The organism is Pseudoalteromonas sp. CST2 (genome assembly GCF_028599385.1).
Lineage (GTDB): Bacteria > Pseudomonadota > Gammaproteobacteria > Enterobacterales > Alteromonadaceae > Pseudoalteromonas > Pseudoalteromonas atlantica.
Genome location: NZ_JAQREO010000002.1, coordinates 237,663 through 264,469, shown reverse-complemented (window position 1 = coordinate 264,469; position 26,807 = coordinate 237,663). Strand labels below are relative to the sequence as shown.

25 protein-coding genes and 1 pseudogene are annotated in these 26,807 nt (G+C 40.5%); 12 read left to right on the top strand and 14 right to left on the bottom strand.

The features are described from left to right. The first annotated feature begins 377 nt into the window (after nucleotides 1-377). Nucleotides 378-980 carry a hypothetical protein gene (locus PSH41_RS03885; protein ID WP_054982530.1) on the top strand — a complete coding sequence of 201 codons (603 nt, stop codon included), beginning with the start codon at nucleotides 378-380 and terminating at the stop codon, nucleotides 978-980. 178 nt (nucleotides 981-1,158) lie between these two features. Here PSH41_RS03885 and PSH41_RS03880 read toward each other — a convergent pair whose 3' ends face one another. The 4 genes from PSH41_RS03880 to PSH41_RS03865 all read right to left on the bottom strand — a co-directional run bounded on the left by PSH41_RS03880 (nucleotide 1,159) and on the right by PSH41_RS03865 (nucleotide 5,776). After that, nucleotides 1,159-1,725 (bottom strand): hypothetical protein, encoded by a 567-nt coding sequence (locus tag PSH41_RS03880; RefSeq protein ID WP_273588267.1) that lies wholly within the window; start codon nucleotides 1,723-1,725, stop codon nucleotides 1,159-1,161. Nucleotides 1,726-1,933: 208 nt separating this feature from the next. Further along, nucleotides 1,934-3,985, bottom strand: coding sequence for an ATP-dependent nuclease (locus tag PSH41_RS03875; protein ID WP_273588269.1), 2,052 nt, complete (start codon nucleotides 3,983-3,985; stop codon nucleotides 1,934-1,936). 279 nt (nucleotides 3,986-4,264) lie between these two features. Beyond that, entirely contained in the window at nucleotides 4,265-4,879 is a 615-nt protein-coding gene (locus PSH41_RS03870) for a hypothetical protein (RefSeq protein ID WP_273588271.1), read from the bottom strand. A 300-nt stretch (nucleotides 4,880-5,179) separates the two neighbouring features. Further along, nucleotides 5,180-5,776, bottom strand: coding sequence for a cold shock domain-containing protein (locus PSH41_RS03865; protein WP_273588273.1), 597 nt, complete (start codon nucleotides 5,774-5,776; stop codon nucleotides 5,180-5,182). A 415-nt stretch (nucleotides 5,777-6,191) separates the two neighbouring features. On the opposite strand from PSH41_RS03865, the gene PSH41_RS03860 reads away from it, so the two are divergent. Next, entirely contained in the window at nucleotides 6,192-6,812 is a 621-nt protein-coding gene (locus tag PSH41_RS03860; protein ID WP_058550084.1) for a trimeric intracellular cation channel family protein, read from the top strand. Nucleotides 6,813-6,894: 82 nt separating this feature from the next. Here the strand turns inward: PSH41_RS03860 and PSH41_RS03855 are convergent, their stop codons facing one another. After that, complete coding sequence (locus PSH41_RS03855; protein ID WP_248461511.1) at nucleotides 6,895-7,404, bottom strand: DUF421 domain-containing protein; 510 nt, start codon at nucleotides 7,402-7,404, stop codon at nucleotides 6,895-6,897. 185 nt (nucleotides 7,405-7,589) lie between these two features. Between PSH41_RS03855 and gloA the strand changes: the two genes are divergently transcribed. Beyond that, nucleotides 7,590-8,117, top strand: a complete 528-nt coding sequence (gloA, locus tag PSH41_RS03850; RefSeq protein ID WP_248461512.1) for a lactoylglutathione lyase — start codon at nucleotides 7,590-7,592, stop codon at nucleotides 8,115-8,117. A gap of 82 nt (nucleotides 8,118-8,199) precedes the next feature. Here gloA and htpX read toward each other — a convergent pair whose 3' ends face one another. The 6 genes from htpX to bioB form a co-directional block, all read right to left on the bottom strand. Beyond that, nucleotides 8,200-9,063 carry a protease HtpX gene (gene htpX, locus PSH41_RS03845; RefSeq protein WP_024033579.1) on the bottom strand — a complete coding sequence of 288 codons (864 nt, stop codon included), beginning with the start codon at nucleotides 9,061-9,063 and terminating at the stop codon, nucleotides 8,200-8,202. Nucleotides 9,064-9,292: 229 nt separating this feature from the next. Further along, the gene (locus tag PSH41_RS03840) at nucleotides 9,293-10,864 is read right to left on the bottom strand and encodes an FAD-dependent oxidoreductase (RefSeq protein ID WP_273588276.1); all 1,572 of its coding nucleotides are present in this window, start codon (nucleotides 10,862-10,864) and stop codon (nucleotides 9,293-9,295) included. A 145-nt stretch (nucleotides 10,865-11,009) separates the two neighbouring features. Beyond that, nucleotides 11,010-11,693 (bottom strand): dethiobiotin synthase, encoded by a 684-nt coding sequence (gene bioD / locus PSH41_RS03835; RefSeq protein ID WP_273588278.1) that lies wholly within the window; start codon nucleotides 11,691-11,693, stop codon nucleotides 11,010-11,012. A gap of 29 nt (nucleotides 11,694-11,722) precedes the next feature. Continuing rightward, nucleotides 11,723-12,619 carry a methyltransferase domain-containing protein gene (locus tag PSH41_RS03830; RefSeq protein WP_273588280.1) on the bottom strand — a complete coding sequence of 299 codons (897 nt, stop codon included), beginning with the start codon at nucleotides 12,617-12,619 and terminating at the stop codon, nucleotides 11,723-11,725. Next, nucleotides 12,616-13,773 carry an aminotransferase class I/II-fold pyridoxal phosphate-dependent enzyme gene (locus PSH41_RS03825; protein WP_273588282.1) on the bottom strand — a complete coding sequence of 386 codons (1,158 nt, stop codon included), beginning with the start codon at nucleotides 13,771-13,773 and terminating at the stop codon, nucleotides 12,616-12,618. The genes PSH41_RS03830 and PSH41_RS03825 overlap by 4 nt, the downstream gene beginning before the upstream one ends. A gap of 11 nt (nucleotides 13,774-13,784) precedes the next feature. Beyond that, a complete protein-coding gene (bioB, locus tag PSH41_RS03820) occupies nucleotides 13,785-14,825 on the bottom strand; it encodes a biotin synthase BioB (RefSeq protein ID WP_004586639.1) in 1,041 nt (346 codons plus the stop codon). A 92-nt stretch (nucleotides 14,826-14,917) separates the two neighbouring features. On the opposite strand from bioB, the gene bioA reads away from it, so the two are divergent. The 7 genes and pseudogenes from bioA to PSH41_RS03785 all read left to right on the top strand — a co-directional run. Continuing rightward, nucleotides 14,918-16,219 carry an adenosylmethionine--8-amino-7-oxononanoate transaminase gene (bioA, locus tag PSH41_RS03815; protein ID WP_273588284.1) on the top strand — a complete coding sequence of 434 codons (1,302 nt, stop codon included), beginning with the start codon at nucleotides 14,918-14,920 and terminating at the stop codon, nucleotides 16,217-16,219. Nucleotides 16,220-16,382: 163 nt separating this feature from the next. Then, the gene (locus tag PSH41_RS03810) at nucleotides 16,383-17,195 is read left to right on the top strand and encodes a hypothetical protein (protein WP_004586641.1); all 813 of its coding nucleotides are present in this window, start codon (nucleotides 16,383-16,385) and stop codon (nucleotides 17,193-17,195) included. After that, the gene (locus tag PSH41_RS03805) at nucleotides 17,196-18,236 is read left to right on the top strand and encodes an extracellular solute-binding protein (protein WP_004586642.1); all 1,041 of its coding nucleotides are present in this window, start codon (nucleotides 17,196-17,198) and stop codon (nucleotides 18,234-18,236) included. Next, nucleotides 18,237-19,736, top strand: a complete 1,500-nt coding sequence (locus PSH41_RS03800) for an ABC transporter permease (RefSeq protein ID WP_126007128.1) — start codon at nucleotides 18,237-18,239, stop codon at nucleotides 19,734-19,736. Between the two features lie 14 nt (nucleotides 19,737-19,750). Beyond that, nucleotides 19,751-20,764: an ABC transporter ATP-binding protein gene (locus PSH41_RS03795; RefSeq protein WP_004586644.1), complete on the top strand. Its 1,014-nt coding sequence runs from the start codon at nucleotides 19,751-19,753 to the stop codon at nucleotides 20,762-20,764. A gap of 18 nt (nucleotides 20,765-20,782) precedes the next feature. Continuing rightward, on the top strand, nucleotides 20,783-20,998 hold the full coding sequence (locus tag PSH41_RS03790; RefSeq protein ID WP_055253664.1) for a hypothetical protein: 216 nt from the start codon (nucleotides 20,783-20,785) through the stop codon (nucleotides 20,996-20,998). A gap of 226 nt (nucleotides 20,999-21,224) precedes the next feature. Next, nucleotides 21,225-21,683: pseudogene (locus tag PSH41_RS03785) on the top strand (CatB-related O-acetyltransferase); the annotation flags it as partial. 18 nt (nucleotides 21,684-21,701) lie between these two features. Here the strand turns inward: PSH41_RS03785 and PSH41_RS03780 are convergent. Beyond that, nucleotides 21,702-22,136, bottom strand: coding sequence for an ATP-binding protein (locus tag PSH41_RS03780; protein WP_004586647.1), 435 nt, complete (start codon nucleotides 22,134-22,136; stop codon nucleotides 21,702-21,704). A 446-nt stretch (nucleotides 22,137-22,582) separates the two neighbouring features. Here PSH41_RS03780 and asnS point away from each other — a divergent pair, with 446 nt between their 5' ends. Both asnS and PSH41_RS03770 read left to right on the top strand, forming a co-directional pair. Then, the gene (asnS, locus tag PSH41_RS03775; protein ID WP_024033570.1) at nucleotides 22,583-23,980 is read left to right on the top strand and encodes an asparagine--tRNA ligase; all 1,398 of its coding nucleotides are present in this window, start codon (nucleotides 22,583-22,585) and stop codon (nucleotides 23,978-23,980) included. A 150-nt stretch (nucleotides 23,981-24,130) separates the two neighbouring features. Next, nucleotides 24,131-25,063, top strand: coding sequence for a PstS family phosphate ABC transporter substrate-binding protein (locus PSH41_RS03770; protein WP_273588286.1), 933 nt, complete (start codon nucleotides 24,131-24,133; stop codon nucleotides 25,061-25,063). A 50-nt stretch (nucleotides 25,064-25,113) separates the two neighbouring features. On the opposite strand, the gene PSH41_RS03765 is transcribed toward PSH41_RS03770, so the two are convergent. Beyond that, nucleotides 25,114-26,040, bottom strand: a complete 927-nt coding sequence (locus PSH41_RS03765) for an electron transfer flavoprotein subunit alpha/FixB family protein (protein ID WP_121637523.1) — start codon at nucleotides 26,038-26,040, stop codon at nucleotides 25,114-25,116. Beyond that, nucleotides 26,041-26,790 carry an electron transfer flavoprotein subunit beta/FixA family protein gene (locus tag PSH41_RS03760; RefSeq protein WP_273588289.1) on the bottom strand — a complete coding sequence of 250 codons (750 nt, stop codon included), beginning with the start codon at nucleotides 26,788-26,790 and terminating at the stop codon, nucleotides 26,041-26,043. It abuts the gene before it with no gap. Between the last annotated feature and the right edge of the window lie 17 nt (nucleotides 26,791-26,807).

Here is a 26,807-nt window from a genome sequence, read left to right as displayed (position 1 = left end):
ACACAAAATACCCATAAACATTGTTTGTGGGTATAGATTCTTATTTAAGTGATTGTTTTAATTCCATTTATTAAAAACAGCCACCTTAGTTAGTCGAAATCACCCCAATATTAAATTTAAAAGTTAATTCACAAAAGGATAAGAGTCACTGAATTTTTAAAGGCTTAATAGCTTAACTCAATGCGGCTTTGCCAATTTAAGTTTCATTAAAAGCGCAAGTTTTAGCCTATTTAATATTAATTATTATTTTTATTGGTTTTAGTGAAATAATTACTCCGCTTTACCTGTCTTATAGCAGCAATACTTTCATCTGTTTGATGTATGCAAAGAGACTGCAACTTTTAAAGCGTCAAATATAAAATTATAAGAGGTACATAATGGAATTTACACATAAACGCACCACCCTAATTACAGCATCGTTATTGTTGGCGTTGGCGATAACCCAAGCTATTTTTACTGCCCTTTACAGTGCTGAAATTAGCTTTTCAAGACAGTATGCATGGGGACTAGAAGCCGTGCTGTTTACTGTGCTTGTGGCCTTTGCAAGTACCACTATGGTGCAAGCTAAAAACGCTCAACTAGGTTGGTCGGCTATCACATTTAGCGCAATACTTAACATAGTACAGGTAAGCATTGGCCTAACGTTGTTTTCAACATTTGGCAAAGTAGCGGGCGCAGTAGAAGGCGCACAACCTTTAATTGGTGGCGTGGTGTCTTTGTCATTCATGATTTACTACGCAGCTAAATTATTATTAGGCTTAGCAGCTCTTGTATTTGGCCTATCTTTCATTGCTAAAGGTGGCAAAGCCATTGGCGGCCTTACAGCCCTAGCAGGAGCAGTTGCAATGCTTGCAAATGCAGTATTAATTATTGCTGGGCGTGATGGATTCCTACCATCAGGCGTTGCTGGTGCATCAGGCATGATTGCAACGTTACTTCTAGCAATCTGCTTATTTAGCCTTAACCGTAAGCAAGACTAAGGCATAATACCTTATAAGTAAGGTGGCTACTTAAATAAGTTATAATCATCGGCGTTTATTAGGGTTCTAATTCGCCGATGCCTTACATCTGGTCACAGCCATCTTATTTTTAAGACGAATTCACAAAGAGGATTAGAGGCGCTACGCTTTTAGAGGCTATAAATAGCTTATAACCAATTTATGTTTGATACATGAAGTCAATAGCGTTGAAAATATCTTCCCATTTCATAGCAAAAACTTTAACACTTTCTACATTGTCGATTACATTCTGCATTTCACTTAAATACCAGCCTTTAGACAAAAATAACTCTGAAGTAAGAACTATCAATACTTTGTTTTTAAAACCACTTTTCTCAAGGAATTTTGCTTGCCTTATAAGCTGAGTACCTGCGCTTGTAAATTTACTTCCAATTTTATTTTCGATTAATACGATTGTATTTTCGTTTTTAGAAAACGAAAGTAAATCTGCAGGCATCTGCCCCCATATATCTACAGTTTCTGAATCTGAAAAAAGAGGATATTCACAATAAAATGGGGATGAGCAATTAATATATTCTGAAGCAAAAAGTTTGTCAGATAAATATGGAATTGAATAAAGGTTAACATTACTCCAGCCAATAGAGCTATTTGCATGATGATAGGCCAATAACGTGCTCAACTCTGTCTCATTGCTAGCTTTTAAACCAGTAATTGGATCTATCATTTCATTAGGTATACTTTGGATGAATTTTCTTTTTGTTGTCAATGCAAGGCTCCTTTTTGACAAGCTACATGTGTAGAGTTTCTTACTTTGGGAGTTATTATACTGTAGGTATAAACTTAATTTTTTTAGTTAATGCCACTTTATAATCTAAAGAATAACTCACAAAAAGGTTATGAGGTGCTTCGCTTTTAGAGGGTAGAAATAGCTAATATCAAAAGCTTTTAACCAACTCATATTTTGATGTATGAAGTCAAGGTTTGACTTTATCAGCCAAGCTATGGCTGTCTTCAGTGATTGAATCTTCTTTTACGGTACTTTCTTTCTCAGGTAACCCAAGCATTATCTCAATCATCTTAATTAAAGAAGGCGACTTCAAGTTATCATTCCATGCTGACTCTAGTGCATCTGATACTGCAAGTGGATTTTTGGTTAATCCCTTTGCTCGTCCATACTTTTCAGCAGCCTTATTTTTATGTTCTTCCCACTTATCTCCTAATTCAGATTTTAAGGTGTCCGTAATATTACTTTTCCAAATAGTAATATTGGGAAAAAAAACATGATCTTCAGTCGGCCAGTTAAGTAGTTGACTTTGCTCGCAAAGTGTCAAAATTGAAGCATTGTCTTTCTTATGCTTTGCTATTTCAGAAAACAAATGTGTTGCTCTTTTAACTTTAGACTCATCTGTATCGTCTTTAATTGCTTCATATTCAGCTTGTTTGTTAGCATCACCATCTATTAATACAAAAACAGGTATCTTTAACAATTTTGCTATACACAAAGGACGTATAATTTCGCTTTTTCCATGCACAGGAACTATGTGACAACCTTGCCTTCTAAATTCATTATATCTCCCCATTAAATGAAGGTAGGTTGTTAAAATTGACACATCCTCGATTCCTTCAACAAAAATAACTTTCTGTGAGAAAAACATCTCATTAAGTTCTGGACTTAAAGCCGGACTAACTTTAGCAACGAGTGCCGATGGTGTAGTTGGTTTACTTTCGATCGTATTAAGTCTAGTCGAAATATCTTCGTAAGAAACTTGTGATACAAGTGACTCACTCGGTAAACCGTGCTCCCTAACAATTCTTAAAGCAGTAATATTGTCTGAGGGCACAAAGTATGGGCTATGAGAACATAACACTATCTGTGACTTTTCATTCGCGAGCCTAAAAAATGTTTCAGCAAGATACTTCATCTGAGGAGGGTGCTGATAAAGTTCAGGCTCTTCGATTGCCATTAACAATGTAGGACTTCCTGTATCATCCATTTCAACTAATTCTTGTAAAAGAGCAAAGATATAAGAGCGTTGCATACCATGACCAAATCTAGCTAATTCACCTTCAAATCCGTTGTCACCTATTAATACTTGAGCTGCTGGATCTTCTACTTTTATAGTTTTTTGGTCGTCATAATTCCATTTAACTTTGGCTTGTATGTCTGGTTTTGACCAAACCTGCAAGCGACTTTCAATTGAAGCGGATACAGAGGATAATACGCCTTGTTGAGCATCTAACATTTTTTGATAAGCTACTTTAGCATCATCATAGATTTTAGTTACTTCATCATCAAAGTTTACTTTCGCTCTAACTGTTCTCTCAAGTAGTATTGTTAAGGCTGAGTTTTTGGTTTCTTCACCTTCAGTAGATATGTCTTTGGTTGCAGGTATGAAAACCCACTGTATATGAGGTGCCAATCGATTAGAGCCTTTAGTGGCACCATAAAATTGATCTTCACTCGGCATTAAGGTACAAAGAGCAGAATTAGACTCCTCAAAATCCCTGAGTGCAGTTTCCATTCCACCTTTAGTTCCAATATTAGGTAGTGATGTGTAATTAGTTAAAGCCCTTATGTCGGCATAAATCGTTTTTAATTCAGCTACTTTTACACCATCTTTTGAAGCAGAGAACCATGGAGCAAAATCAGAAATGACTTTTCGCTGACCATACTGTTTTACAGTAGCAAAACCAGTATATTCATCAAAAGTGGCTTCGGCAGTAATAGTTAATTCATCTTGACGTATATATGCAGCTAAATCAGATTTTGCTTCGTCAGATAGCCCGCCAAAAGTAACTGTTATTTTGATTGGTTTCTTAGTGTTTTTATGGTGGTAGTCATCTTCTGTTAATTTTATTAAATCCGTTTGTGTATTTTTATTTTCTCTGAAAAATAAATTTAGCGCATTAATAGCTGTAGATTTTCCTGAGCTATTTGCTCCTATAAAACAGTTATAATCCGTAAATGATATAGTTTCACTTTTATATGATCTAAAATTTTCAATTTGTAATGTAAGTATTTTCATATCAACTTCCTTGTGCTGTAAACTCTAAGTTTGTATAACGACGCTGCAGGATAACTCCTTTAGCCAAACTCAATTAAAAGCGATTTATATAGTTATCCTAAGTTATTAGAGTATTAGGTAAAGTATTTGGAACCCATAAAGCAAGCTGTTTTTCTTAAAAAAGAGTAATTCTGCAGCCTCAACGCCGCACTAAGCGGACTAAAATAGTGGGTTATAATGTGTAGCGAAGCAAAAGATAACCCACTGTTTTAGTTGCATTTATGTACCTTGTTAGAATATTTATAGTTGCCATGCCAAACTATCAATAGACATACAAATATCCCACACATAATTAGCTGAAATTATTAACCCTGCCTCAGTTATCTCCAACCCCTTATGTGAGACAGTAAGTATGGAACCATGAACCAAGGAATTTCTAACTTCTCGTACATTGCTATTCAAAAAAACAACTGTAGGATCAGTGATAAAGTCACGATCATCTATTTTCTCTAACCATTTTACATAATATAAGAAAATAGACTCATTTCTTTTTTTAGCTCTAAAAGTCATATTTTGATGACTGCTAAGTTCACGTACAATGTAGCCAAAAGTATCTTCTAGCATTGCCCAAAGCATTAATACTTGGGATTTTCTAATATAATTAGGTAAATCTTGTTTAAAAGTAGCTTCCAAATCATATTGGTCATTACTAATATTTGAAACTGATACACTTTCAGAGTGCTCATGACTCGAAACACCTCTCCCGCCTGTCAAAAGCATATCTGAAAATTTTGAAGTGTAACTTTCTAGTTGGTAATTTTGTTGCTCTATGAATGCCATCATTAGAGTCACTTCTTCATATAAACCTCTACGCAGGCAAGCTTCCATATCTATTTTCTTTGAAAAATTTTCCATGCTACCAAGCCTATTAATAAGGTGAAATCACAAGCATTTTAACAGCTTATTGAATCCCACTTTGGGGCGGTCTAACACCCCAAAACGGCTTATATCACGTTGTTCGATAATCACACCAAACAACTCGTTTATAATCAGACCATAACAATTGCTACTCAGTAGCCTGTGTTATTTAACCCCATAACGCCTTTTAATTATGTTATGGCGCAAACCTCGCAACACTGTACTTATATACGCACACAGTAAAACCTATCTTAAACTTAACCTTTAACTAATTTATTTCTAAAATTACCACTCATTTTAAAACCTTGTATCGTTCTCACAAGGTTTACCATCTCTATCGCCATCCATTTTTGTATTAGGGCAGTTATTTATAAAAAACACCGCCTCTGCACGTGAGGTCATTTGGCTACAGTGCTGCCTGCCATCACAGGTAAAATTTTGTGTGTTTTTTGGAATAACGATTTTTGAGTATTGCTCATCAAAGCTGGCTAAATCGGCGTTGGTAATAACAGGAGTTTGGCTATTAAATTGCTCGTTACTTTGATAATGGTTGTATTTATTTACTGCGACAAAGCCAAGTACGGCGATAATGCTAATTGAGGCGACTTTGCCTAAAAAACTATCGGTAAAATTAGATTTAGCAACACGATGATGGTTTGGTTTTTTAGGCGTGACTTTAAGCGCAGCTACGCCTTCTATCCGGCAATTAACGGCTTTGCTTTTACCATCGGGTTGTGTAGCGACTTCAAAATAGATGATGTCGCCCACTTTGGGCTTGCGGCTCATGTGTTTGAGCGCTGAAATGTGTATAAAGGTGTCGTGAGCTAGGGTGTCTGATTTAATAAAACCAAAGCCCTTTTCGTCATTCCACGCTTTTAACAATCCTTTGTTCATGTATTTACCTGTGCTGATTAAGCTGCGATTACGCAAATTCCATTTAAGTTAAGAATGGTTAGTATACGTTCCTAAATTGCTACCACGCAACCAAATATTCATATTAGGTTAATTTAAACACACCAATTAGTTGGCAAAACACTTAACCGTATAGGGAAAATACCGATCTTTGAGCTTTAAAAAACAGCAAAAAATAGCCTGTTTTATTTTATAAATTACGGCCATTTGTCCTTTATTCTACGACAGCTAACTTTTGCGAAGCGATTAGCTTAACAGCTTGTTTACACTCGGTTTTGTTATTAGTTATTTCTATCTGAATTAAGCGTTTTTAGTGTGATTTTTCATTCGTTATTTACTTAATTTATCTATACAATCCACACCTTATTTTTACGTGCAATTTTCAAGTGATTATCTCATGCTATTAACCGTTGTTTATATTATTGGTATTACTGCAGAAGCCATGACCGGCGCACTTAGCGCTGGGCGAATGAAAATGGATTGGTTTGGCGTTGTACTGGTTGCCAGTGCAACAGCAATTGGTGGTGGCAGTGTGCGAGATATTTTACTTGGCAATTACCCGCTTACCTGGGTTCAGCACCCTGAATACCTTTTAATTACTTGTATAGCGGGCATTGTGACTACGTGGCTTGCTAAGTGGGTGGTTAAATTTAAAGGCATTTTTATGCGCTTAGATGCGCTAGGGCTTGCGGCGTTTAGCATTATTGGCTGCCAAGTTGGGCTAAATATGGGCCTGCACTATGGTATTTGTGTTGTGGCTGCGGTTGTAACGGGTGTTTTTGGTGGCTTACTGCGCGATTTAATATGTCGCCAAGCGCCGTTGGTATTACATAACGAGCTATACGCGAGTGTATCGTTACTTGTTGCCTGCTTATTCTTGGCACTGCACCATTACAATATTGATGACAATATCAGCATTATTGTAAGCCTTGTTGCAGGCTACTTAATACGTATGGCGTCAATTCGCTTTAAGTGGCGTTTACCTACCTTTAGTTTGTTAGAGCAGCACGCTAAATAAATTAGGCTTTAATAAATGATAAGGCAGGAATTAAACCTGCCTTAATTAATATAAGTATAAGTATAAGTAATAGCGCCTTACTTTATTGCTCGCTTACATCACTTAACGCGGTTTTTAACCCACTGTTATTTTGCTTAAGTACGCTAAAACTGCCGTCGGTTTCTAGCACTACAGCGGCTACATCATCTATGGCTAATATACCCGCACCACGAATGGCAGCGCGAATTTCTGATTTAGTTACCCGCTGCGATTTAAGTGCCGCCGTGCAATATTCTCCATTACTCAGCAATAGCGTAGGTTCTGCTTTTATAAGCGAAGCAAAGTTAGATGAGCGTACACTTAGCCACGTAATAAAATATTGCAGCCCTATTAACACAATAAACGCGAGCATGCCCTCTAGCAGCGCAACGCTTTTTGTAATAATCACCGAGGCTAAAATAGAGCCCAGCGCAATAGTGACAATAAAATCAAACACGTTCCATTTAGAAAGCGTACGCTTACCCGATATACGCAGCCAAAACACCAGCGCTACATAACCAAGTACGCCAATAATAAGTACGCGTATTAAGCCCTGCATATCATCAAAAAACATAGTTACTCCCTGTAGTTAAAATTACGTATAGCCTTTAGTTAAACCGTACATGCTTACAAATTAAAACTGTATGAATAAGATAGGCAATAGTAATTTAAAGCAGTTTAAATTTAGACGATGGTTGATTATGATAACTTAAGCATTATATCTAAGTTTTCGCTTCTTAATTTATACAAAGGATTACCATGTCTAGCTATAACGAATCGCCAGAGCAAATTGAACAGGCCACTAAAGGCTATGTGATGCAGCAAACTATGTTGCGTATTAAAGATCCCAAACCGTCGCTCGAGTTTTATCAAAACGTATTAGGTATGAAGCTGTTAGGTAAGTATGACTTTCCTGAAATGAAGTTTACGCTGTACTTTTTAGGCTACGAGCCAGAGCAGCCGCAAGGTGATGATAAAACCAAAGCTAAATGGGTATTTGGTCGCCCTGCACTAATCGAGCTTACCCATAACTGGGGCACAGAAGACGACGATAGCTTTGAGGGCTACCACAGCGGTAACCAAGAGCCTAAAGGCTTTGGCCATATTGGCATTAGCGTACCCGATGTATACGCTGCCAGTGAGCGCTTTGCAAAATACAATGTAGAATTTGTTAAAAAGCCAGATGATGGCTCAATGAAGGGCCTAGCATTTATAAAAGACCCTGACGGCTACTGGATAGAAATACTCTCACCAGAGGGCATTACCGATATTATTTTTGGTAAATAGCCTGAACGCTTAATAAACCGGTTACCACATACTAAAAAGCCAGCTAATTAGCTGGCTTTTGTGTTTTTAAATAAGAGTTAGCTTATTTACGCAGGGCGTCTATTCGCGCATCTAGCGGTGGGTGAGATGAAAACAGTTCAGCCATCCCTTTACCACTTGCTATACCAAAGGCCATCATTGAGCCTTGTAATTGCGACGGGTGGTTTTGCTTTAATCGCTCAAGCGCTGAACGCATTTTGTCTGCACCTACTAATTTAGCTGCGCCGCTGTCGGCTGCAAATTCACGCTTACGGCTGTAACTTGCTACCACTATGCTTGCAAGCACACCAAATACAACTTGGAATAACATATCGAATAAAAAGTAAGACCAGCTACTACCGCCCTCTTCTTCATCGCCATTTAAAAAGTTATCAACTATGCCTGCCAGTACTTTTGCGGCAAATATTACAAAGGTATTTACCACGCCTTGTATTAGCGTAAGCGTTACCATGTCGCCATTAGCAACGTGCGATACTTCGTGGGCAAGTACGGCTTCGGCTTGGTCTTGATTCATGTTATGTAATAAACCTGTGCTTACCGCCACAAGCGAGTTGTTTTTGCTTGGGCCGGTTGCAAAGGCGTTCATTTCTGGGCTGTCGTAAATTGCTACTTCAGGCATTTTTATACCTGCTTTTTGAGCTTGTGCTGATACCGTTTGTACAAGCCAGTGCTCGGTTTCGTTGCGCGGTTGTGTAATTACCTGTGCGCCCGTTGATTTTTTTGCAATCCACTTAGACATAAATAACGAAATAAACGAGCCACCAAAGCCAAATACAGAGGCTATAAGTAATATTCCGCCAAGGCTACGATGGCTTAAACCCAGCGCGCTCATTATTATTGAAAGCACTACACCTAATACCAACATAACCGCTAGGTTAGTTAATAAAAACAAAAATATACGTTTCATATTGTCCTCACAAAAATAGGTTTGATCACCGAACATAAAATTAAATTAGGTTAAAGCAATCATTACGCTATGACACACTATGTCATCACGTTGAGGCTATTCTGTGACAAACTATGTCATAACGCAAGGGTTATTTGCAGGTTTATTAATAAATTTTTTGAGGAGTTTAAAAAGGGAGTAAAGTGTGGCGTAACGTAGTTATTAAACCTCGTTACGCCAATAAAAACAATTAGTTGCTGGTTATGCCGCTAGTTGTAATGCAATTATTAATTGTTGCCATATCTGTAGGAAAGCCGCGCTCTTTTGCGAGTAATTGTGCAACCTTGGTTATATCTGCATGGTTGTGTTGTTGAAGATACGTCCACTGGTGATGAGTACGATGCTCATTTATGTGCGCATCGTCGCTTATTAAGCCAAGTTTAGTAAATTCAGCCACTATTTCATCAGCAGCGATTAAGGTAGATGACGCTTTTACGTTTTCGGCACGTGCGTAGCTAATATGCGAATATAAGCTAACATCTGCGACGCGCAAGGTATCGTCTTCTCCTGGGATTTGCTGGCCACCAAACAAGGCATTGTTTTGCGTGTTGGCGTTTTTAAATGCCGGAACAAACTCGGCTACATAATCAATGGCTTTTTGGCTACGTGCTTTTAGTACCTGCTGATCCCACCCATTGTTTATGTAATTTAAATATTTAGCTGGCAATTGCGGCTGTGCACTTTGCTCGTTGGTATCGGCTAGGCCATCGTTAAACAAGGTAATTGAGTTGGTCATACCATGAATTTGATAATAGCCATTAGGATAAGGCGTTAGCTGTGCCATACCTTCTGGCGTACCACGGTTACCATAAATAATAATTTCTGGAATTTGCCCGCCAGCGCCTTGCCAATGCGTAATGTAAGAGGCTTTAAATTCGACCATACGTTTGGCCTCTACGCCTACCATGTCATCTACAATACCGGTTTGAAAGCCGCAGGCATTAATAAGGTAGTCTACCTCTACTGTTTGCGTAGTATCGCTTTGGTTATTTTGGTATTCAATTTTCCAAGTTGGCGATTGGTTATTGGCACTGGTTTGCTCAGCTTGGCTAACTTGCTTTACCTCTGTGCTGGTAAGTACATTAGCGTGTTCGTACTGGGCAAGCGCAAGTTGGGCGCTGGCCGATAACCTAAATATATTCCACCCGTATTCTTGAGCAACAATTAGCGGGTATTTTACTTTGTTTAAGTTTAGGTGCTTAGCAACGGGGATCATCCACTCATCTAGCGTTTTAGGCTCTGCAACCTGCTCTTTTTTACTCAGCGCTATCATTTGTTCATGGCTATACAGCTGGTAGTAATTGTCGGGCTCGCCAAGTACTTTGTTGTTAGGGTCTTGCTCAACTAACTCTTTATACGCGTTGGTGATTTTATTTAATCGTGGTAGTAAATCATCGGGTGAATCGTCATCGCGCGTAGGCACTGCAAACACGGTTGGGCGTACGTCTATGGTGTAGGGGTATAGGCGTAAAATATCGATACATTGTTTGAGTAAATCTATGCAGTCTTCGTCTGGTATTTCACGGTATAAATTACCACCGGCATGTAAATGGCACATAGGTGGGCCATCTATAAGTGACTTTTTTTTCTCAAAAATAGTGGTATGAATCCCTAGCGCTGCCAATCTAATAGCTATTGTTGCCCCTGCTGTGCCGCCACCTAAAATGCCCACACGGGTTTTAGGCTGAGCACTTGGCTTTACCTCGGGTTCCCCCGTTACCTGTGTGTTTTGAGCGAAGCGTTTAATATATGGGTGCGTCATGTAGCGGTTTATTTCCTTAGTAACAATAGCTTTAACTTGTAATATGTGTACTAAAGGGGGCAATTTCAAGGCGTAAATACAATTAATAAGCTCATGTATTTAATATAAAAACTGCTTTGCATTTAAAAACGCAAAGCAGCCACAATTAGCTCTGTATATTGAGGGTATTAAGTAAGGTTTTGTATATTTGCAGTTTAGGGGTTTGCTCGCTGTATGGGCTTATAGCCAAAATAGGAAATGGCAAGCGTGCTTTTAACGAATCAAGGTTAGCTTGGTATTCGTCCATATTTGGGTCAACTTGGTTTGCAATCCAGCCTACACAATTAATGCCTAAACTTTGCATATGGGCAGCGGTGAGTAAAGCATGGTTTAAACAGCCTAGTTTAATGCCTACTACTAAAATTACGGGTAGTTGCTCGGCCTTAACCCAGTCGTATAAATAATCGATATTATTAATTGGCAGTGCCCAGCCACCAGCGCCTTCGGTTAGGTGGTAATCGGCACCTTGTTGTTTAAGTGTTGAGTACGCTGTGCTTAGTTTATCGAGCGTAATATTAACCCCTACTTGCTCTGCGGCTATGTGCGGCGCAATGGGCGGCGCAAAGGCAAAGGGATTTATTACATCGTATTTGGCACTTACCGTGGCGCTTTCCATTAGCATTAGTGCATCGGCATTAACTAGCTGATCAAACGCCATTTCGCAGCCTGCGGCAAGTGGCTTAAAGCCAATTGCGTTTTTTTTATGCTGGGCAAGTAGCTTTAATAGCAAACTAGTCACGTGGGTTTTTCCGGCGTCGGTGTCGGTACCGGTAATAAAAAATTCTTTCATTTTAGTGCCTTGATTAATTTTAGTATTAGCTACTCATGGCTTTTTTGTAATGATAACAATACCACATGGTAAGATACACACGCTTGATTGTTTAAAAGCGGATACGCATTACACACCCGCTGTAGCGCCGACTTCGTTAATAACCCTTGGCGCGAATTAGCATGATTTTGTGTTGTAGCACCAATGGCTTTAATAGATTTAATGGCTTTTAACGGGCTTGAATAACAATCGGTATAAATTACTTTTTGCGAGCTATTAATACTAAACCCTGCCTTTTGGACCGACTGGTTTATATAAGCGTGTGTATTAAATGTATTTATATGGCTACGGTTATCTAGCGCTGCAAACGCTGTTTTAATTTCGTTAAGCGAGCCCGCAACCACTGTGCTTATATAAGCCTGCCCGCCAGGCTTTAAGCTTTTATAAAGCGTATGCATTAATTTTTCAAAATTAGCCGACCACTGCACTGCAAAGTTACTAAATATAGCGTCAATACTGCTTGCTTGTAGCGGCAGGTTATCCATATCAGCGCAAACTTTTGGGTTAGTTGATGCAGCGCTTTTAAGCATGTTTAAGCTTAAATCTATCGCGATGACTTGGCCGTATTGTTTGCTTAGCTGTGAGGTATTAACCAGTGGACCAGCTCCTAAATCTACACAGCATTTACTTTGGTTGTATGGCTGGGAGTTTATTAATTTAAATAAATCGCTTGCTGCCTGTTTTTGTACATTGGCATGGCTGTTGTATTGCTCAGCTGCTTTAGAAAACTTATCACTCGCCCCCTTTTTAAGCGCTGTATGAGGGCGTACTTGCTCAGCACTTTGTATAAGCGCACGCTTTTGTGAAGCCCCATTTATAGGTAAAAGCGCGCGTTTTTTATTTAAAGCTTGCTTGCTGTCGGTATGAGCTAAAGCCTGCGCAATCATGCTATTGCGCCTTTTAAGTTTTCAACAAGAGCTGTTATATCTGCATGGGTATGCGCCGCTGTTAAGGTTACACGTAACCGCGCGGTATTATGCGCAACCGTAGGTGGGCGAATAGCGGTTAGCCAAATACCCTGCTGTTTAAGCCTTTGTGCTGCGTGTAACGTTTGCTCAGCGCAGCCAAGTACAATGGGCTGAATAGCAGTGTTTGACTCCATTACCGCAATGGCGTGTTGTTTACAAAGCTGCTTAAAAAAAGCAATGTTACTACTAAGCTGCCCGCGTTTAACATCTGCACATTTAATGGCGTGTAAGCGCGTAAGCGTAAGTGCTGCCATAAGCGGCGACATAGCGGTTGAATACGTGTAGTCGCGGTTAAACTGCAGCATGTAATTAATAAATTGGTTATTTGCTAATACACAGGCTCCGCTGCTTGCTACTGCTTTTCCAAAGGTAATAACCAGTATATCGGGAAGTGCTAAGCCTTCATCTAATAATGCCTCACAGCTACCTAAACCGGTTTTACCTAGTGCGCCAAAACCATGTGCATCATCAATCATAAGCCAAGCATTGTGCTCTTTAGCTAAAGCAAGCAGCTCTTTTATGGGGGCGGTGTCGCCATCCATCGAAAACACCCCTTCGCTAATAATTAGCTTATTGTGTGCTTTTGATTTTTCGAGCCGCGAACGTAAATGCTTTAAATCGTTATGGTTAAAGCGTATTAATGCGGCATTTGAGTGCATTGCGCCGTCAATCAAACTGGCGTGGTTTAGCTTATCTTGAAAAATAGCACTGTTTTGCGCAGTGCTTTTATCGTTAAACAGCGCTTTAATTACACTGCTATTTGCACTAAACCCCGAATTAAACAACATGCCAGCTTCGTAGCCAAGCGCGCTACATAAGTATTGCTCTAGCTGGTGTTGCTGCGCCTGATACCCAGTAACTAAAGGTGAGCTGTGGCTACCGAGTACGTTGTTTTGCTCAAGGTTAATACTGCAATCACCAAAACCTAGGTAGTCATTACTGGCAAAATTAAGGTACGTTGCGTTATTTACCGTAATGGTACGTGCTGTGGCGCGCTGCACCACATGGCGTTTACGCAATAACGCATGTTGCTGTTGTTGCTGCAAATGCGTATTTAAAAATTCAAATGGCATAAAGAGTAAGCTTAGGCTTCGTAAAATAAGGCTGAGGTTGCTTTATCGGCCACTTGAGATGACAGCGATGCGGCAACGGCTTCGTCTGAGTAGTCTTGGTGTTTTTCTGGGTTCATGCCTAATTTTTTAATTAGCTTCATGTCGGCATCGGCCTCTGGGTTTTCGGTAGTGAGTAGCTTATCACCATAAAATATTGAATTAGCGCCTGCAAAAAAACACATCGACTGCATTTGCTCGTTCATGGCGCTGCGCCCTGCCGATAAACGCACGTAGCTGTGTGGCATCATAATACGGGCAGTAGCTATAGTGCGTATAAATTCAAAATGATCTAAATCGTCTACGTTTTCAAGCGGAGTGCCTTTTACTTTTACCAGCATATTAATAGGTACGCTTTCAGGCTGTTGTGGTAAATTAGCCAGCTGCATTAATAAACCGTAACGGTCGCTTGCTTGCTCGCCCATACCGACAATACCGCCTGAGCATACTTTCATGCCGGCATCACGCACGTGATCTATGGTGTTTAATCTGTCTTCAAAGGTGCGCGTTGATATAATTTGCTCGTAATATTCAGGCGAAGTGTCGAGGTTATGATTGTAGTAATCAAGCCCTGCACTACTTAGCTCATGTGCTTTTTCGTTGGTAAGTTTTCCAAGTGTCATACAGGTTTCTAGGCCAAGTTCTTTTACTTCTTTTACCATTTTAGAAATATACGGCATGTCTCTGTCTTTTGGATCTGACCATGCTGCGCCCATACAAAAACGGGTTGCGCCTTTTTGTTTAGCTAGGCGTGCTTGCTCTACCACTTTTTCTACTTCTAGTAGGCGCTCGCGCTCTAAGTCGGTTTTATAGTGCCCCGATTGCGGACAGTATTTACAATCCTCTGGGCAAGCCCCTGTTTTAATAGATAATAAAGTAGATATTTGTACTTCGTTAGGATTAAAGTTAGCGCGATGAACCGATGCCGCTTTAAATAATAAATCGTTAAATGGCATTTCGAATAATGCCTTTACTTGGGCGTGGGTCCAATCGTGGCGAACAGGTGCAAGTTCCATAGTAGTCTCTTATTTTTCTCAGTGGTGATGTTGGATTAGTCTACGTCTTGAAGTACCATTGTCAACGAAACCCACCACGTTAAAGTTTACATATGAATAAAAAACAAACGATTGACCTTGATTTTGATCGTGACCATATTTGGCACCCTTACACATCAATGACACAGCCTATCCCGGTTTACCCTGTTACTCATGCAAATCATAATTTAATTTACCTAGAAACCGGCGAGCAACTCATTGATGGCATGGCCTCATGGTGGAGCGCAATTCATGGCTATAATCACCCGGTATTAAATAACGCCATGATTGAACAAATTAATAGCATGAGCCATGTAATGTTTGGCGGCATTACCCATAATAGCGCGATAGAGCTGTGTAAAAGGCTTATTACAATTACCCCAAAAAGTTTAACTAAGGTGTTTCTAGCCGATAGCGGTTCGGTAAGTGTAGAAGTAGCGATTAAAATGGCGCTGCAATATTGGTTAAGCCAAGGGTTTACACACAAGCAAAAATTAATGACGCCGTATAAGGGTTATCATGGTGATACATTTGCCGCTATGAGCGTGTGCGATCCGGTTAATTCTATGCATAGTTTGTATAAAGGTTTTTTACCAGAGCATGTGTTTGTACCCGCCCCTGTAAGTAAATTTAATGGCGAGTTTAACCAAGCAGAAGCCCAAACGCTTGAACAATACTTTAAAACGCACCACCACGAGGTAGCCGCCTTTATTATTGAGCCCATAGTACAAAACGCCGGCGGCATGAACTTTTATCACCCCGCGTATTTAGCCTGCGTTCGTAAATTATGCACACAATATAATGTATTACTGATTTGCGATGAAATAGCCACAGGGTTTGGCCGCACAGGTAAATTATTTGCTGTAGAGCACGCTAATATAGAGCCAGATATTTTATGTATTGGTAAAGCCCTTACCGGTGGCTCAATGACTCTTTCGGCCACACTAACCAGTGATAAAATAGCCACAGGCATTAGTGAAGGCGAAGCCGGCGTTTTGATGCACGGACCTACATTTATGGGCAACCCGCTTGCTTGTGCAGTTGCGTGCGCCAGTATAGATTTACTTTTAGCGCAGGATTGGCAACAACGCATTAGCGATATAAACACTCAACTACAACAGCTTAAAAAGTGCAATGAATTAGATGCGGTAGCCAATGTGCGTACCTTAGGCGCAATAGGTGTTGTAGAGCTAACTGATGCCGCTGGCAATGTAGATGTTGCTAAAATTCAAGCCTTTTTTGTAGAGCAAGGCGTATGGATTAGACCCTTTGGTAAACTTATTTACCTAATGCCCCCGTATATAAGTGACTCAGCCAGTATAAACACCTTATGTGATGCCATTTACACTGCAATTGCAGGTAAGCATTACTGCTAAGCGTTAAATTATACCTAAAAGGCATAGTCATTATTTGCCTGTTAGGTATTAATTTTGCTCAGGTTTTGAGCTTTGCATTGACGTATTTGTTATATTGATTTTAGTAAATATTACGGATATGATAATGTCTATCATTTACAATTACCTTTTCGGACTCTTTACTATGAAACACCTTTCTAAATCTGTAAAAACATTAGGTGCAAGCTTATTGTTAGCTTCTGCTTTTGTAACGCAACCGGCGCTAGCTAACGGCCCAATTGGTGAACACGTAAACCATTTACAAGAAAACATTAAAGACTATTCAGAAGAAGTTGAATGGATGGTTGGTAAAGTAGACACCATGGTAACTGACTACAGCAAAAGCGGTGCAAAGGCTGTAAACAGCGACGATTTAATTGAATATTGGGAGTCGGTTAAGTTTCACAGCGCCATTGAAACTAACTTTGTGCCTGTATATGCCTCAATTTGGCAAGGCATTTATGGTGTAAAAATGGCTATTGATAACAACAAGCCTGCCCAAGAAGTGCGCAATCAGCAAAAAGCCATGAACATAGCCTTGTGGCAAGGTCTTGGTGCTGTTAAGCTTGCGGCAAAATTCCAGCAAAAAGGCTTACTTGATACAGTTAAAGCCACTGCTACAGAAGGCATGACCCAAAGTGCCACCATTGACGAAATCAAGCACAAGCTTGACCGTGTTGTTGCTAAATTTGCAGAGCGCTTAAACGAAGAAGCCACTGAAATTGTTCACGATACGTATTTACACCTTTTTGAAGGCGTAGAAGGTACGCTTATCGAACAAGATGCAAAACTAGTAGAAGTGCTGGAAAAAGATTTTAACGTAACACTACCGCAAACAATTAAAAGCGCTAAAAGCGTTGATGAAGTACGTGACGTGGTAAGTGATATGCACACTAAATTAGACCGCGCTAAAACGCTAATAGAAAAAGCGGAGAAGTCGCGTAAGGATGTTTTTTAAGTGAAGCGTAGGACCTTTATACAAGGCCTAGCTGCGTTAGGGGTTGTTGGCGCTTTGCCACTGCCCCTTTCTCGCGCACTAGCTGCCGATATAGCAAACCCAGTTTCTGTTGATAATTTACCAAAGCTTAAAGGTGATTTAACCTTATACCTAGGCCGTGGTGAAGGTGGTTTGTATGAAAATGTATTACAAGCGATTCAGAAAAAAAATCCTGACTTTAACTTAGCTATTCGCCGCGGCCCGACTGCTGCACTTGCCAATACTATTGTGGCAGAGGCAAAGGCAGGTGTACGCCGCGCCGATTTATTTTGGGCGGTTGACTCAGGCGCTATTGGCCTAGTTACCGATGCAGGCCTTGCAAAGCCCCTACCGAGTGATTTATCTGCACAGTTACAACCGCAATTTAGATACGATCAATGGGCGCCGGTTACCGGTCGGATCAGAACCTTACCGTATAACACATCGCGTTTAACTAAAGATCAAATTCCAACAAGCATAATGGACATTGCAGATAGCGATTTATCAATTGGTTGGGCGCCTGCTTATGCATCGTTTCAATCGTTTGTTACCGCTATGCGTATTTTAGAAGGCGATGATAAAACCGCTAAATGGCTTAAAAAAGTTAAAAAGCGCGCTAAAACATACGCCGGTGAACTCGGTGTTGTAATGGCAGTAGAACGTGGTGAAGTAGATATTGGTTTTGCTAATCACTACTACACGCTGCGTCTTAAATCGGGTAAACCAGATGCTAAATTAGACTTAGCCTTTACCGAGCAAGATGCAGGTTGTTTAGTCAATGCCTCGGGTATTTTAACGCTAAACGATGACCCACTTGCTACTAACTTTATGCGTTACTTATTAAGCGAAGAAGTACAAGGTTATTTAGCCCGAGAAGCGTATGAAATACCGCTTGTTAATGGCATTACTCAACCGGCAGGCTTACCGTCGCTGAGTGACATATCTCCACCAAAGGTTGATTTAACTCAACTTGCGGATTTACGCCCCACCATCAACTTGATGCGCAACAACGGCGTTTTATAAATGCGAATACCTGCTTCTTACCCAATGGCGCTGCTTGCAGCGCTCATTACGATTACCCCTGTTTATATTTTAATTACCCTTGCTAGCGACACCAGTACCCTTTTTGACAGTCATAATTTAAAAATACTGGGCAATACGTTATCGCTAATGGGCTTAACCGTATTAGGCTCAATTTTGATTGGGGTACCACTGGCTTTTATAAGTGCTTATGTGCATTTGCCTTTTAAAAAAATATGGCTGGTGATTTTTGCTGCGCCCTTGGCTATTCCAAGTTATATTGGCGCATTTACTTTGTACGCTGCGTTTGGCCCAGGGGGTGAAATAAATAACCTACTTGGCTTTGAAACCCCACCCATGTATGGGTTAAGCGGTGCAGCCATTGTAATGACCTTGTATACCTTCCCTTTTGTAATGATGACCACACGCTCGTCATTGCTCAGTTTAGATGCCAGCATGGTAAATGCAGCGCGTACCTTGGGTATGTCGATGACACAAAGTGTGTTTAAAGTAATTTTACCCCGTGTAGTTAACGGTATTGCAGCGGGCTCATTATTAGTGGCGCTGTATACACTTTCAGACTTTGGTACACCCGCAATGATGCGACTAGATACCTTTACCCGGGTAATTTACGTAGAATACAATGCGTTTGCATTAGGACGTGCGGCGATGTTGTCGCTGCAATTAATGGTTATTGTTGGCTTTTTACTTTTAATAGAATCACAAATAAAAACCGCCTCTGAACGACACGGTCGCCCACTGGTTTTATTTCCCACTAAATGGCAAATAACCGCAATGATTGCTGCGTTTGGCCCTATTTTATTGTTAGCTATTGGTTTGCCGCTGGCGATATTTTTTGTTTGGTTAGCACGCGATGGTTATAGCAATTTTGACTTTAGCATAGCGTGGAACTCAGCGTACGCCTCAGCCATTGCTGCCATAGTGGCGGTTATTGTGGCTATTCCTGTTGCTCATGCCGCATTAAGCGGAAAAGCCGGCAGAATAATGGAGCGTGTTACCTATTTTGGTTTTGGTATTCCTGGCATTGTGATGGGTACCGCGCTGGTATATGGCGGCTTGCAACTCCCATTTTTATATCAAACATTAGCGCTTCTGATTATTGCTTACATGCTACGATTTTTACCGCTTGCAGTTGGCTCTATTCGCACCAGTACAGAGCATTTGGATCAAAGCTTAATAAAGTCGGCGCGCGTATTAGGTGCAAGCCCGCGTGAAGCCTTTACTCGCATTACCCTGCCGCTAACAATGCGTGGTATTATTGCCGGTGCTGCATTGGTATTTTTAGAATCAATGCGCGAGCTTGAAGCAACGCTATTGCTAGGCCCGACCGGGTTCGAAACCCTTTCAACCTATTTATGGCGTGTGTACGAAGCCGGTTACTTTGGCCGTGCTGCCATTCCCGGATTATTGTTAGTGGTGATTTCTGCCTGTGGCTTAGCTATTATGATGTCTGGCGAAAAACGTAACCAACTAGAACATTGAGGATTTAAAAACAAATGCTATCTGTAAGCCAGTTGTCTATAGATTACGGCAGTAACCGTGTAGTAAGCGATTTAAATATATCGTTAGGTGAAAATGAAATTCTCATGCTAGTAGGCCCTACGGGCTGCGGTAAAAGTACAATATTGCAAGCACTTGCAGGGCTTATCCCCATTAGTGAGGGTGAAATAAACGTAGGCAAATGGCGCGCAACGCCAAAACGTAATGTGCCCCCTGAAAAACGCAGTGTTGGTATGGTGTTTCAAGATTTTGCATTGTTTCCTCATTTAACGGTTGAGCAAAACATTTGTTTTAGATTAAAAGACACCGCCATTGCCGATCATTGGATTAAACTACTTGGTCTAAATGATTTTAGAGCAAAAAAGCCAGCCACCCTCTCTGGTGGTCAAAAACAGCGTGTAGCACTTGCTCGTACACTTGCTCACCAGCCAGATTTTGTGTTACTTGATGAGCCACTTTCTAACCTTGATGCCGCATTAAAAGACATGCTGCGCTGGGATATAAGAAACGCCCTAAAAGAAGCGGGAGTGCCTGCCGTGTGGGTTACTCACGACCAAGAAGAAGCGCTTTCGGTAGGTGACCGTGTAGGTGTATTACAAAACGGTAAAATACAACAACTCGACAGCCCTGAACAATGCTTTAGCATGCCAAACAACCGCTTTGTAGCACGCTTTTTAGGTGAGGCAAGCTTTATTGCTGGGCAGTTTGAAAATGGCCAAGCAACCACTAGCATTGGCGTAGCACCAGGCCAAGGTATAGACTGCGACAGTGGCGATGTAGATGTGTTGCTTCGCCCTGACGATGTACAGCTTATTCAAAACTTAAATCAACCTAACGGTGAAGTTGTTTGGGTACGCTTTGAAGGTGGCAGCCGTTTATGTGCGGTTAAATTAAGCTGTAATACGCTCGTTACTAGCCGTGTAAGCCACGAGGTTGTTGTTAATCCGGGTGACAGCGTTCATGTATCTATTGTTACTACTCACCCGCTGGCTGTGTATAAAAAACAATAATTAAACTATGAGGTAGCTATGTCTAAACAGGGCCCTAATCCAAATAACCCAGCCCCTGTTGAGGGCTTTCCTCAGGTTGGCTTTTTAAAAAACTTTATTACCTCGCCTAATATAGTGGTGGGTGATTATACCTATTACGACGATCCTGACGGCCCTGAAAACTTCGAAAAAAATGTCCTTTACCATTTCGATTTTATTGGAGATCGAGAGGGTCTGTTTATCTTTCGAGATTAAATTTGCAGTAGTGTGTTTGGTTTTTAGACAAGGCAGAGCCTATGTAGTGTGGTTATTTCACATAAATAGGCGATAACGCAGCATAAAGACCAAACACGCACTGCCCGAAGGGTTCTGCCTAGGGGCAAATAACTCTTTGTTGCTCCGTTTTCACTTAGCCCACTAGGTCACAAACCTCGCGCCGCGATTAAATTGCCACTAGTTTGAACAAATTTTAATCCTGAAAGGTAAACAGACCCTTATTGGGAAATTTTGCGCCATAGCTAAAAATGTGACCTTTATAATGAACGGCGCTAATCATCAAACCGCGGGGTTTTCTACCTATCCATTTTTTATATTTGGCAACGGCTGGGAAAAATCGGCCCCGCAGGCTGGCGAGTTACCCTTTAAAGGCAATACGGTTATCGGTCACGATGTATGGATTGGTTATGACGCAACCATAATGCCAGGGGTAAATATTGGCAGTGGCTCTATCATTGCAAGTAAATCGGTGGTTACCTGCGATGTACCCCCTTATAGCGTGGTAGGCGGTAATCCGGCAAAAGTAATTAAGCCCAGGTTTGATAGCAACACAATAAGTACGTTATTAGATATAGCTTGGTGGGATTGGAGCAATGAAAAAATCACTGCTCATCTAGATGCCATTACTCAATGTGATTTAAGCGCTTTAATAAAGCTTAAATAACCCATAAGTAACACTCACCTACCACTCAAACATGTACGCCATTTTACTAATGGTTTTTAAAGGCACGTTATGCGTGTTGCGCTTAGCGTATAAATGCTGCATAGACTTGTCTTTTACTTCACCAACAATAACTTCTTTAACTTGATAACCAAGTGCATGTGCTGCTTGAGAGTACGCAATAAACTCCCATTTTTTTATATTGGTGTTATCAACAATTACAAGCGGAATATTTTGCGCTAAAGCATTTATAAAGCGCGCTAAATTTAAATTATGATATTGCGGTAGTTTAAATTTATCAAAGTGATACTCGCCCTGTTCATTGACAAAGTAGTCATCGGTTGAACAAATTAAATACTGGCTTGTATCTACTCCACCAAGCTCATCGGCTAGGGTTTGTGCATAGTAAGACTTACCACTTCCTGGTAGCCCTCTTAAAATAAAAACTTGTTTCATAGCATCCATTTCTGGGTAATGGTAAATATTAAATAGTTAAATTATGATGTGCTGATTTACCGGCTTAATTGTTACTTATTATTTCATCATTGTAAGCCATTAGAATAACGCTGAAGCAGTTAGCGCGCCCACTAGCTTACACATTTTGCTCGGTGATTAAATAGCCTTAAGGTTGGCTAATTTCAATCCGTAGAGTCAACACGCAGTAATAATGCCACAAAATCACTAAATTTCAGAGCACCAAATAACAATAGTGGTAATTTAAAGCAAAAAACGCTTTAAAAGTAACCCACTTGCATAAAAACTTTTAAAGAGTTGCTCACAATAGTTTTTTTATTTTATTTAACTAGGTAAGATACACGGTTCAAGTTCAACGCACTAAATTTAACCGCTGCGTTGAGTAGTTAATATTATACAGTTAGGCAACTTATATCATTGGAGTGAAGATGAGCCATTTAGCGATTTCAGAGCTATTAAAAGGCAATGTTGCGGTAGACAGCCAAGTAACAGTAAAAGGCTGGATCCGTACACGCCGCGATTCAAAAGCAGGAATATCATTTTTAGCCGTTCATGACGGTTCGTGTTTTGATCCTATTCAAGCGGTAGTTCCTAATTCACTAAATAATTATGATGAAGTTACTAGCTTAACAGCCGGTTGTTCTGTGTCGGTTACTGGTGTGTTAGTGCAATCTGCAGGTAAAGGTCAGTCATTTGAAATTCAAGCTAATTCTGTCACAGTTTTAGGTTGGGTAGAAAACCCAGATTCATACCCTATGGCTGCTAAGCGCCACAGCATTGAGTATTTACGTGAGCATGCTCACCTTCGTCCACGTACAAACATGATAGGTGCGGTAACACGTGTGCGTAACTGTTTAGCACAAGCAATTCACCGTTTTTACCACGAGCAAGGCTTTTACTGGATCAGCACCCCAATCATCACAGCCAGTGACTGTGAAGGCGCAGGTGAAATGTTCCGCGTATCAACACTTGATATGCAAAACTTGCCACGCACTGATAAAGGCGACGTTGATTACAGCGAAGACTTTTTTGGTAAAGAAGCCTTTTTAACGGTATCTGGCCAGCTAAATGGTGAAACATACGCATCGGCTATGTCAAAAATTTACACCTTTGGCCCAACATTCCGTGCAGAAAACTCAAACACGTCTCGTCACTTGGCTGAGTTTTGGATGGTTGAACCTGAAGTAGCATTTGCTGATTTAGAAGATATTGCAAAACTTGCTGAAAACATGCTTAAGTACGTATTTAAAGCGGTACTTGAAGAGCGCCGTGACGATATGGAGTTTTTTGCACAACGTATCGAAAAAACAGCGATTAGCCGTTTAGAAGAGTTTGTAGAAAAAGACTTCGCCCAAGTTGATTACACTGACGCCGTAGAAATACTTAAATCATGTGGTAAAAAGTTTGAGTACGCCGTTGAATGGGGTGTAGATTTACAATCTGAGCACGAGCGCTACTTAGCTGAAGAGCACTTTAAAGCACCGGTTGTTATTAAAAACTACCCGCGCGATATTAAAGCGTTTTACATGCGCCAAAACGAAGACGGTAAAACCGTTGCCGCTATGGACGTTGTAGCACCAGGCATTGGTGAAATTATTGGTGGTTCACAACGTGAAGAGCGCCTTGATGTGCTTGATGCGCGTTTAGATGAAATGGGCTTAAACAAAGAAGATTACAGCTGGTACCGCGATTTACGTAAATACGGTAGCGTGCCACACTCTGGCTTTGGTTTAGGTTTTGAACGCCTAGTTGCTTATGTTACAGGTATGGGCAACGTACGTGATGTAATTGCCTTCCCTCGTACTAAAGGCAGCGCAACGTACTAATCAATTAATTGATTTTAAAAGCCAGCTTTTTTGCTGGCTTTTTAATGCCTGTTGTTTTTAATTATGGCTTTGTTAAATACTGTTTATAAATTAGAGATTTATAAATTTTGAACTATAGTTTTATAACGTATTCGTTATTTGGCTAATAGCATGATAAAAAACCTTATTTTAGCAGCCACCGTTCTGCTTTCTTCCTCTAACATTGCAACATCAGTTTCTGATATCGCCCCCGATCACAAGCCTTTACTTATTGGCGGCTCTTCTTCGGTCTCGCACCTGTTGCTTTTATTAAAGCCCAACTATGAAGAGCAAACTAATACGGCCATGCAAGTCCGCTCTATGGGCAGTACTAAAGGCATTAAAGCCATAGCACAAAACATTATTGATATTGGTACTTCATCGCGCTATTTAACCAATGCAGAGCAAGAGCAATACCCTCATGTACGTCAAATTGTTATTGCGCAAGATGCGCTGGTATTTTTTACTAACAAAAAAAATAATATTGATTCGCTAAGCGTAGAGCAACTCAGCGACATTTATGCGGGCAAATATAAAACGTGGCAAGAAGTTAACCCAGATTATAAACCAGAGACACAAAGAGATAATAAAATTCTCCTGTTTAGTAAGGCCTATAACCATGGCACCTTTGATATTTTATTAGAGTTTTTAAACCTATCTTTTATGCGGGTTCCAAATGGTAATACAATTAAACTAAAGCAGGCAGGTAACCACGGGTTATTTCCTAAAATGGAAGTGCAGATGTATGACGAATTTAACCAAGCCCTTGGCATAGTACAACGCATGCCCAATGCCATTGCTTTTGACTCTTACGGTGCAGTCTCGCAGCTGCTTGGCTCTAAAAAAATAAATAAAATAAATTTACTGGGTATCAATGGCGTTAACGTTTCAGATGAAACTATTAAAAATGGTGAATATACGTTTGTTCGCCCCCTAATTTTATTGGTAAATAGCCAATCTAGCCGCTCTGTAGAACAAGCAGAGGTGTTGCTTAATTTATTAAAAGATAAGCGTGTTTTAGATACTTTGTCAGCGCATCATTATTCTATGCTTGAGGTGGAATAAAAAAAGCCGCAGGAACCTAAGTTCACCGCGGCTTTACAACCAGAATATGTTTATAGCGCGTTTTCAAGCTGCGGTAATACCTCAAATAAATCAGCAACCAGGCCGTAATCTGCCACCTGAAATATAGGTGCGTCTGGGTCTTTATTAATCGCTACAATAACTTTTGAGTCTTTCATACCTGCTAAATGTTGAATAGCACCGCTTATGCCCACGGCAATATACAGATTAGGCGCTACGATTTTACCTGTTTGCCCTACTTGCATATCGTTAGGTACAAAGCCTGCATCAACGGCAGCACGAGACGCACCAATTGCAGCGCCTAACTTGTCAGCAATACCGTTTAATAAGGCAAAGTTTTCACCATTTTGCATGCCACGACCACCTGATATAACTACCTCAGCTGCAGTTAGCTCAGGACGCTCTGACTCGGTTTGTTCAACACTTACAAAGTCACTTAATTGAGTATCACTTAGTGTATCTAATGCATTTATGCTGGCAGGTGATTGTTGGCTTTGTAAGTCAAAACTACTCGCTCGTACGGTGATCACTTTTTTACTATCAAGCGATTTAACCGTGGCAATTGCATTACCGGCGTAAATGGGCCGTTTAAATGTATCGCTATCTATTACTTCTATTATTTCTGACACTTGTGCAACATCTAAAAGCGCTGCAACGCGAGGCATAAAGTTTTTACCTGTGGTGGTTGCACTGGCAACAATATGTGTATAATTATCGGCAATAGTTAAAACAAGCTCGGCCATATTTTCAGCTAACTGATGCTGATAAAGTGCATTATCGGCAGTGAGTACAGTTGTTACACCTTCTATACTGGCAACCTGTTCGCTCATTGCACCTACATTTAAACCCGCAATAAGTACATCTATATCAAAGCCTAATTTACTTGCCGCATTGATTGTTTTTGAGGTTTCTGGTTTTAGTGCACCGTTATCGTGCTCTGCAATTACAAGTGTTTTCATTTAAATCACCTTTGCCTCTGTTTTAAGTTTCTCTACCAGCTGGGCTACATCTTCAACAACAATCCCGCCACTGCGCTTAGCCGGCTCTTCTACTTTCATTAACTGTACGCGGGGTGTTAAATCTACACCTAACGAATCTGCTGCTATTACATCAAGTGGTTTACGCTTTGCTTTCATTATATTTGGCAGCGATGCATAGCGAGGCTCGTTTAAGCGTAAATCGGTAGTTACAATAGCGGGCAGTTTTAGTGCAACAGTTTGTAAGCCACCATCTACCTCACGGGTTACATTCACTGTGTTACCGTTTATATCCACCTTAGAGGCAAACGTACCTTGGCCGCGCTTAGTTAAAGCCGCCAGCATTTGGCCAGTTTGGTTGTTGTCTGAGTCAATAGATTGCTTGCCTAAAATAACCAGTTCTGGGGCTTCTTGCTCAACTAATTTTGCTAATAATTTAGCAATGTGCAGCGATTCTAGTTTTTCATCGGTTTCGATGTGAATGGCTTTATCTGCACCTAATGCAAGTGCGGTGCGTAGCTGCTCTTGCGCTGCTTTTGCACCAATTGTTACCGCTATAACCTCTGTTGCTGTGCCCGCTTCTTTTAATCGAATGGCTTCTTCTATCGCAATTTCACAAAATGGGTTCATTGCCATTTTTACATTTGCTAAGTCAACGTCGCTGTTATCAGCCTTTACGCGTGCTTTAACGTTGTAATCGATCACTCTTTTTATTGGAACGAGAACTTTCATAGGAACTCCATCTATAT

What these genes read in the sequence shown, in the direction of transcription:
- PSH41_RS03875 (WP_273588269.1), bottom strand. Translation starts at nt 3,985, where the DNA reads ATGAAAATACTTACATTACAAATTGAAAATTTTAGATCATATAAAAGT.
- PSH41_RS03885 (WP_054982530.1), top strand. Translation starts at nt 378, where the DNA reads ATGGAATTTACACATAAACGCACCACCCTAATTACAGCATCGTTATTG.
- PSH41_RS03790 (WP_055253664.1), top strand. Translation starts at nt 20,783, where the DNA reads ATGTCTAAACAGGGCCCTAATCCAAATAACCCAGCCCCTGTTGAGGGC.
- bioB (WP_004586639.1), bottom strand. Translation starts at nt 14,825, where the DNA reads ATGGAACTTGCACCTGTTCGCCACGATTGGACCCACGCCCAAGTAAAG.
- PSH41_RS03830 (WP_273588280.1), bottom strand. Translation starts at nt 12,619, where the DNA reads ATGATTGCGCAGGCTTTAGCTCATACCGACAGCAAGCAAGCTTTAAAT.
- PSH41_RS03825 (WP_273588282.1), bottom strand. Translation starts at nt 13,773, where the DNA reads ATGCCATTTGAATTTTTAAATACGCATTTGCAGCAACAACAGCAACAT.
- PSH41_RS03770 (WP_273588286.1), top strand. Translation starts at nt 24,131, where the DNA reads ATGATAAAAAACCTTATTTTAGCAGCCACCGTTCTGCTTTCTTCCTCT.
- asnS (WP_024033570.1), top strand. Translation starts at nt 22,583, where the DNA reads ATGAGCCATTTAGCGATTTCAGAGCTATTAAAAGGCAATGTTGCGGTA.
- PSH41_RS03810 (WP_004586641.1), top strand. Translation starts at nt 16,383, where the DNA reads ATGAAACACCTTTCTAAATCTGTAAAAACATTAGGTGCAAGCTTATTG.
- PSH41_RS03855 (WP_248461511.1), bottom strand. Translation starts at nt 7,404, where the DNA reads ATGTTTTTTGATGATATGCAGGGCTTAATACGCGTACTTATTATTGGC.
- PSH41_RS03760 (WP_273588289.1), bottom strand. Translation starts at nt 26,790, where the DNA reads ATGAAAGTTCTCGTTCCAATAAAAAGAGTGATCGATTACAACGTTAAA.
- htpX (WP_024033579.1), bottom strand. Translation starts at nt 9,063, where the DNA reads ATGAAACGTATATTTTTGTTTTTATTAACTAACCTAGCGGTTATGTTG.
- PSH41_RS03795 (WP_004586644.1), top strand. Translation starts at nt 19,751, where the DNA reads ATGCTATCTGTAAGCCAGTTGTCTATAGATTACGGCAGTAACCGTGTA.
- PSH41_RS03800 (WP_126007128.1), top strand. Translation starts at nt 18,237, where the DNA reads ATGCGAATACCTGCTTCTTACCCAATGGCGCTGCTTGCAGCGCTCATT.
- PSH41_RS03860 (WP_058550084.1), top strand. Translation starts at nt 6,192, where the DNA reads ATGCTATTAACCGTTGTTTATATTATTGGTATTACTGCAGAAGCCATG.
- PSH41_RS03765 (WP_121637523.1), bottom strand. Translation starts at nt 26,040, where the DNA reads ATGAAAACACTTGTAATTGCAGAGCACGATAACGGTGCACTAAAACCA.
- PSH41_RS03865 (WP_273588273.1), bottom strand. Translation starts at nt 5,776, where the DNA reads ATGAACAAAGGATTGTTAAAAGCGTGGAATGACGAAAAGGGCTTTGGT.
- PSH41_RS03840 (WP_273588276.1), bottom strand. Translation starts at nt 10,864, where the DNA reads ATGACGCACCCATATATTAAACGCTTCGCTCAAAACACACAGGTAACG.
- gloA (WP_248461512.1), top strand. Translation starts at nt 7,590, where the DNA reads ATGTCTAGCTATAACGAATCGCCAGAGCAAATTGAACAGGCCACTAAA.
- PSH41_RS03780 (WP_004586647.1), bottom strand. Translation starts at nt 22,136, where the DNA reads ATGAAACAAGTTTTTATTTTAAGAGGGCTACCAGGAAGTGGTAAGTCT.
- PSH41_RS03870 (WP_273588271.1), bottom strand. Translation starts at nt 4,879, where the DNA reads ATGGAAAATTTTTCAAAGAAAATAGATATGGAAGCTTGCCTGCGTAGA.
- bioD (WP_273588278.1), bottom strand. Translation starts at nt 11,693, where the DNA reads ATGAAAGAATTTTTTATTACCGGTACCGACACCGACGCCGGAAAAACC.
- bioA (WP_273588284.1), top strand. Translation starts at nt 14,918, where the DNA reads ATGAATAAAAAACAAACGATTGACCTTGATTTTGATCGTGACCATATT.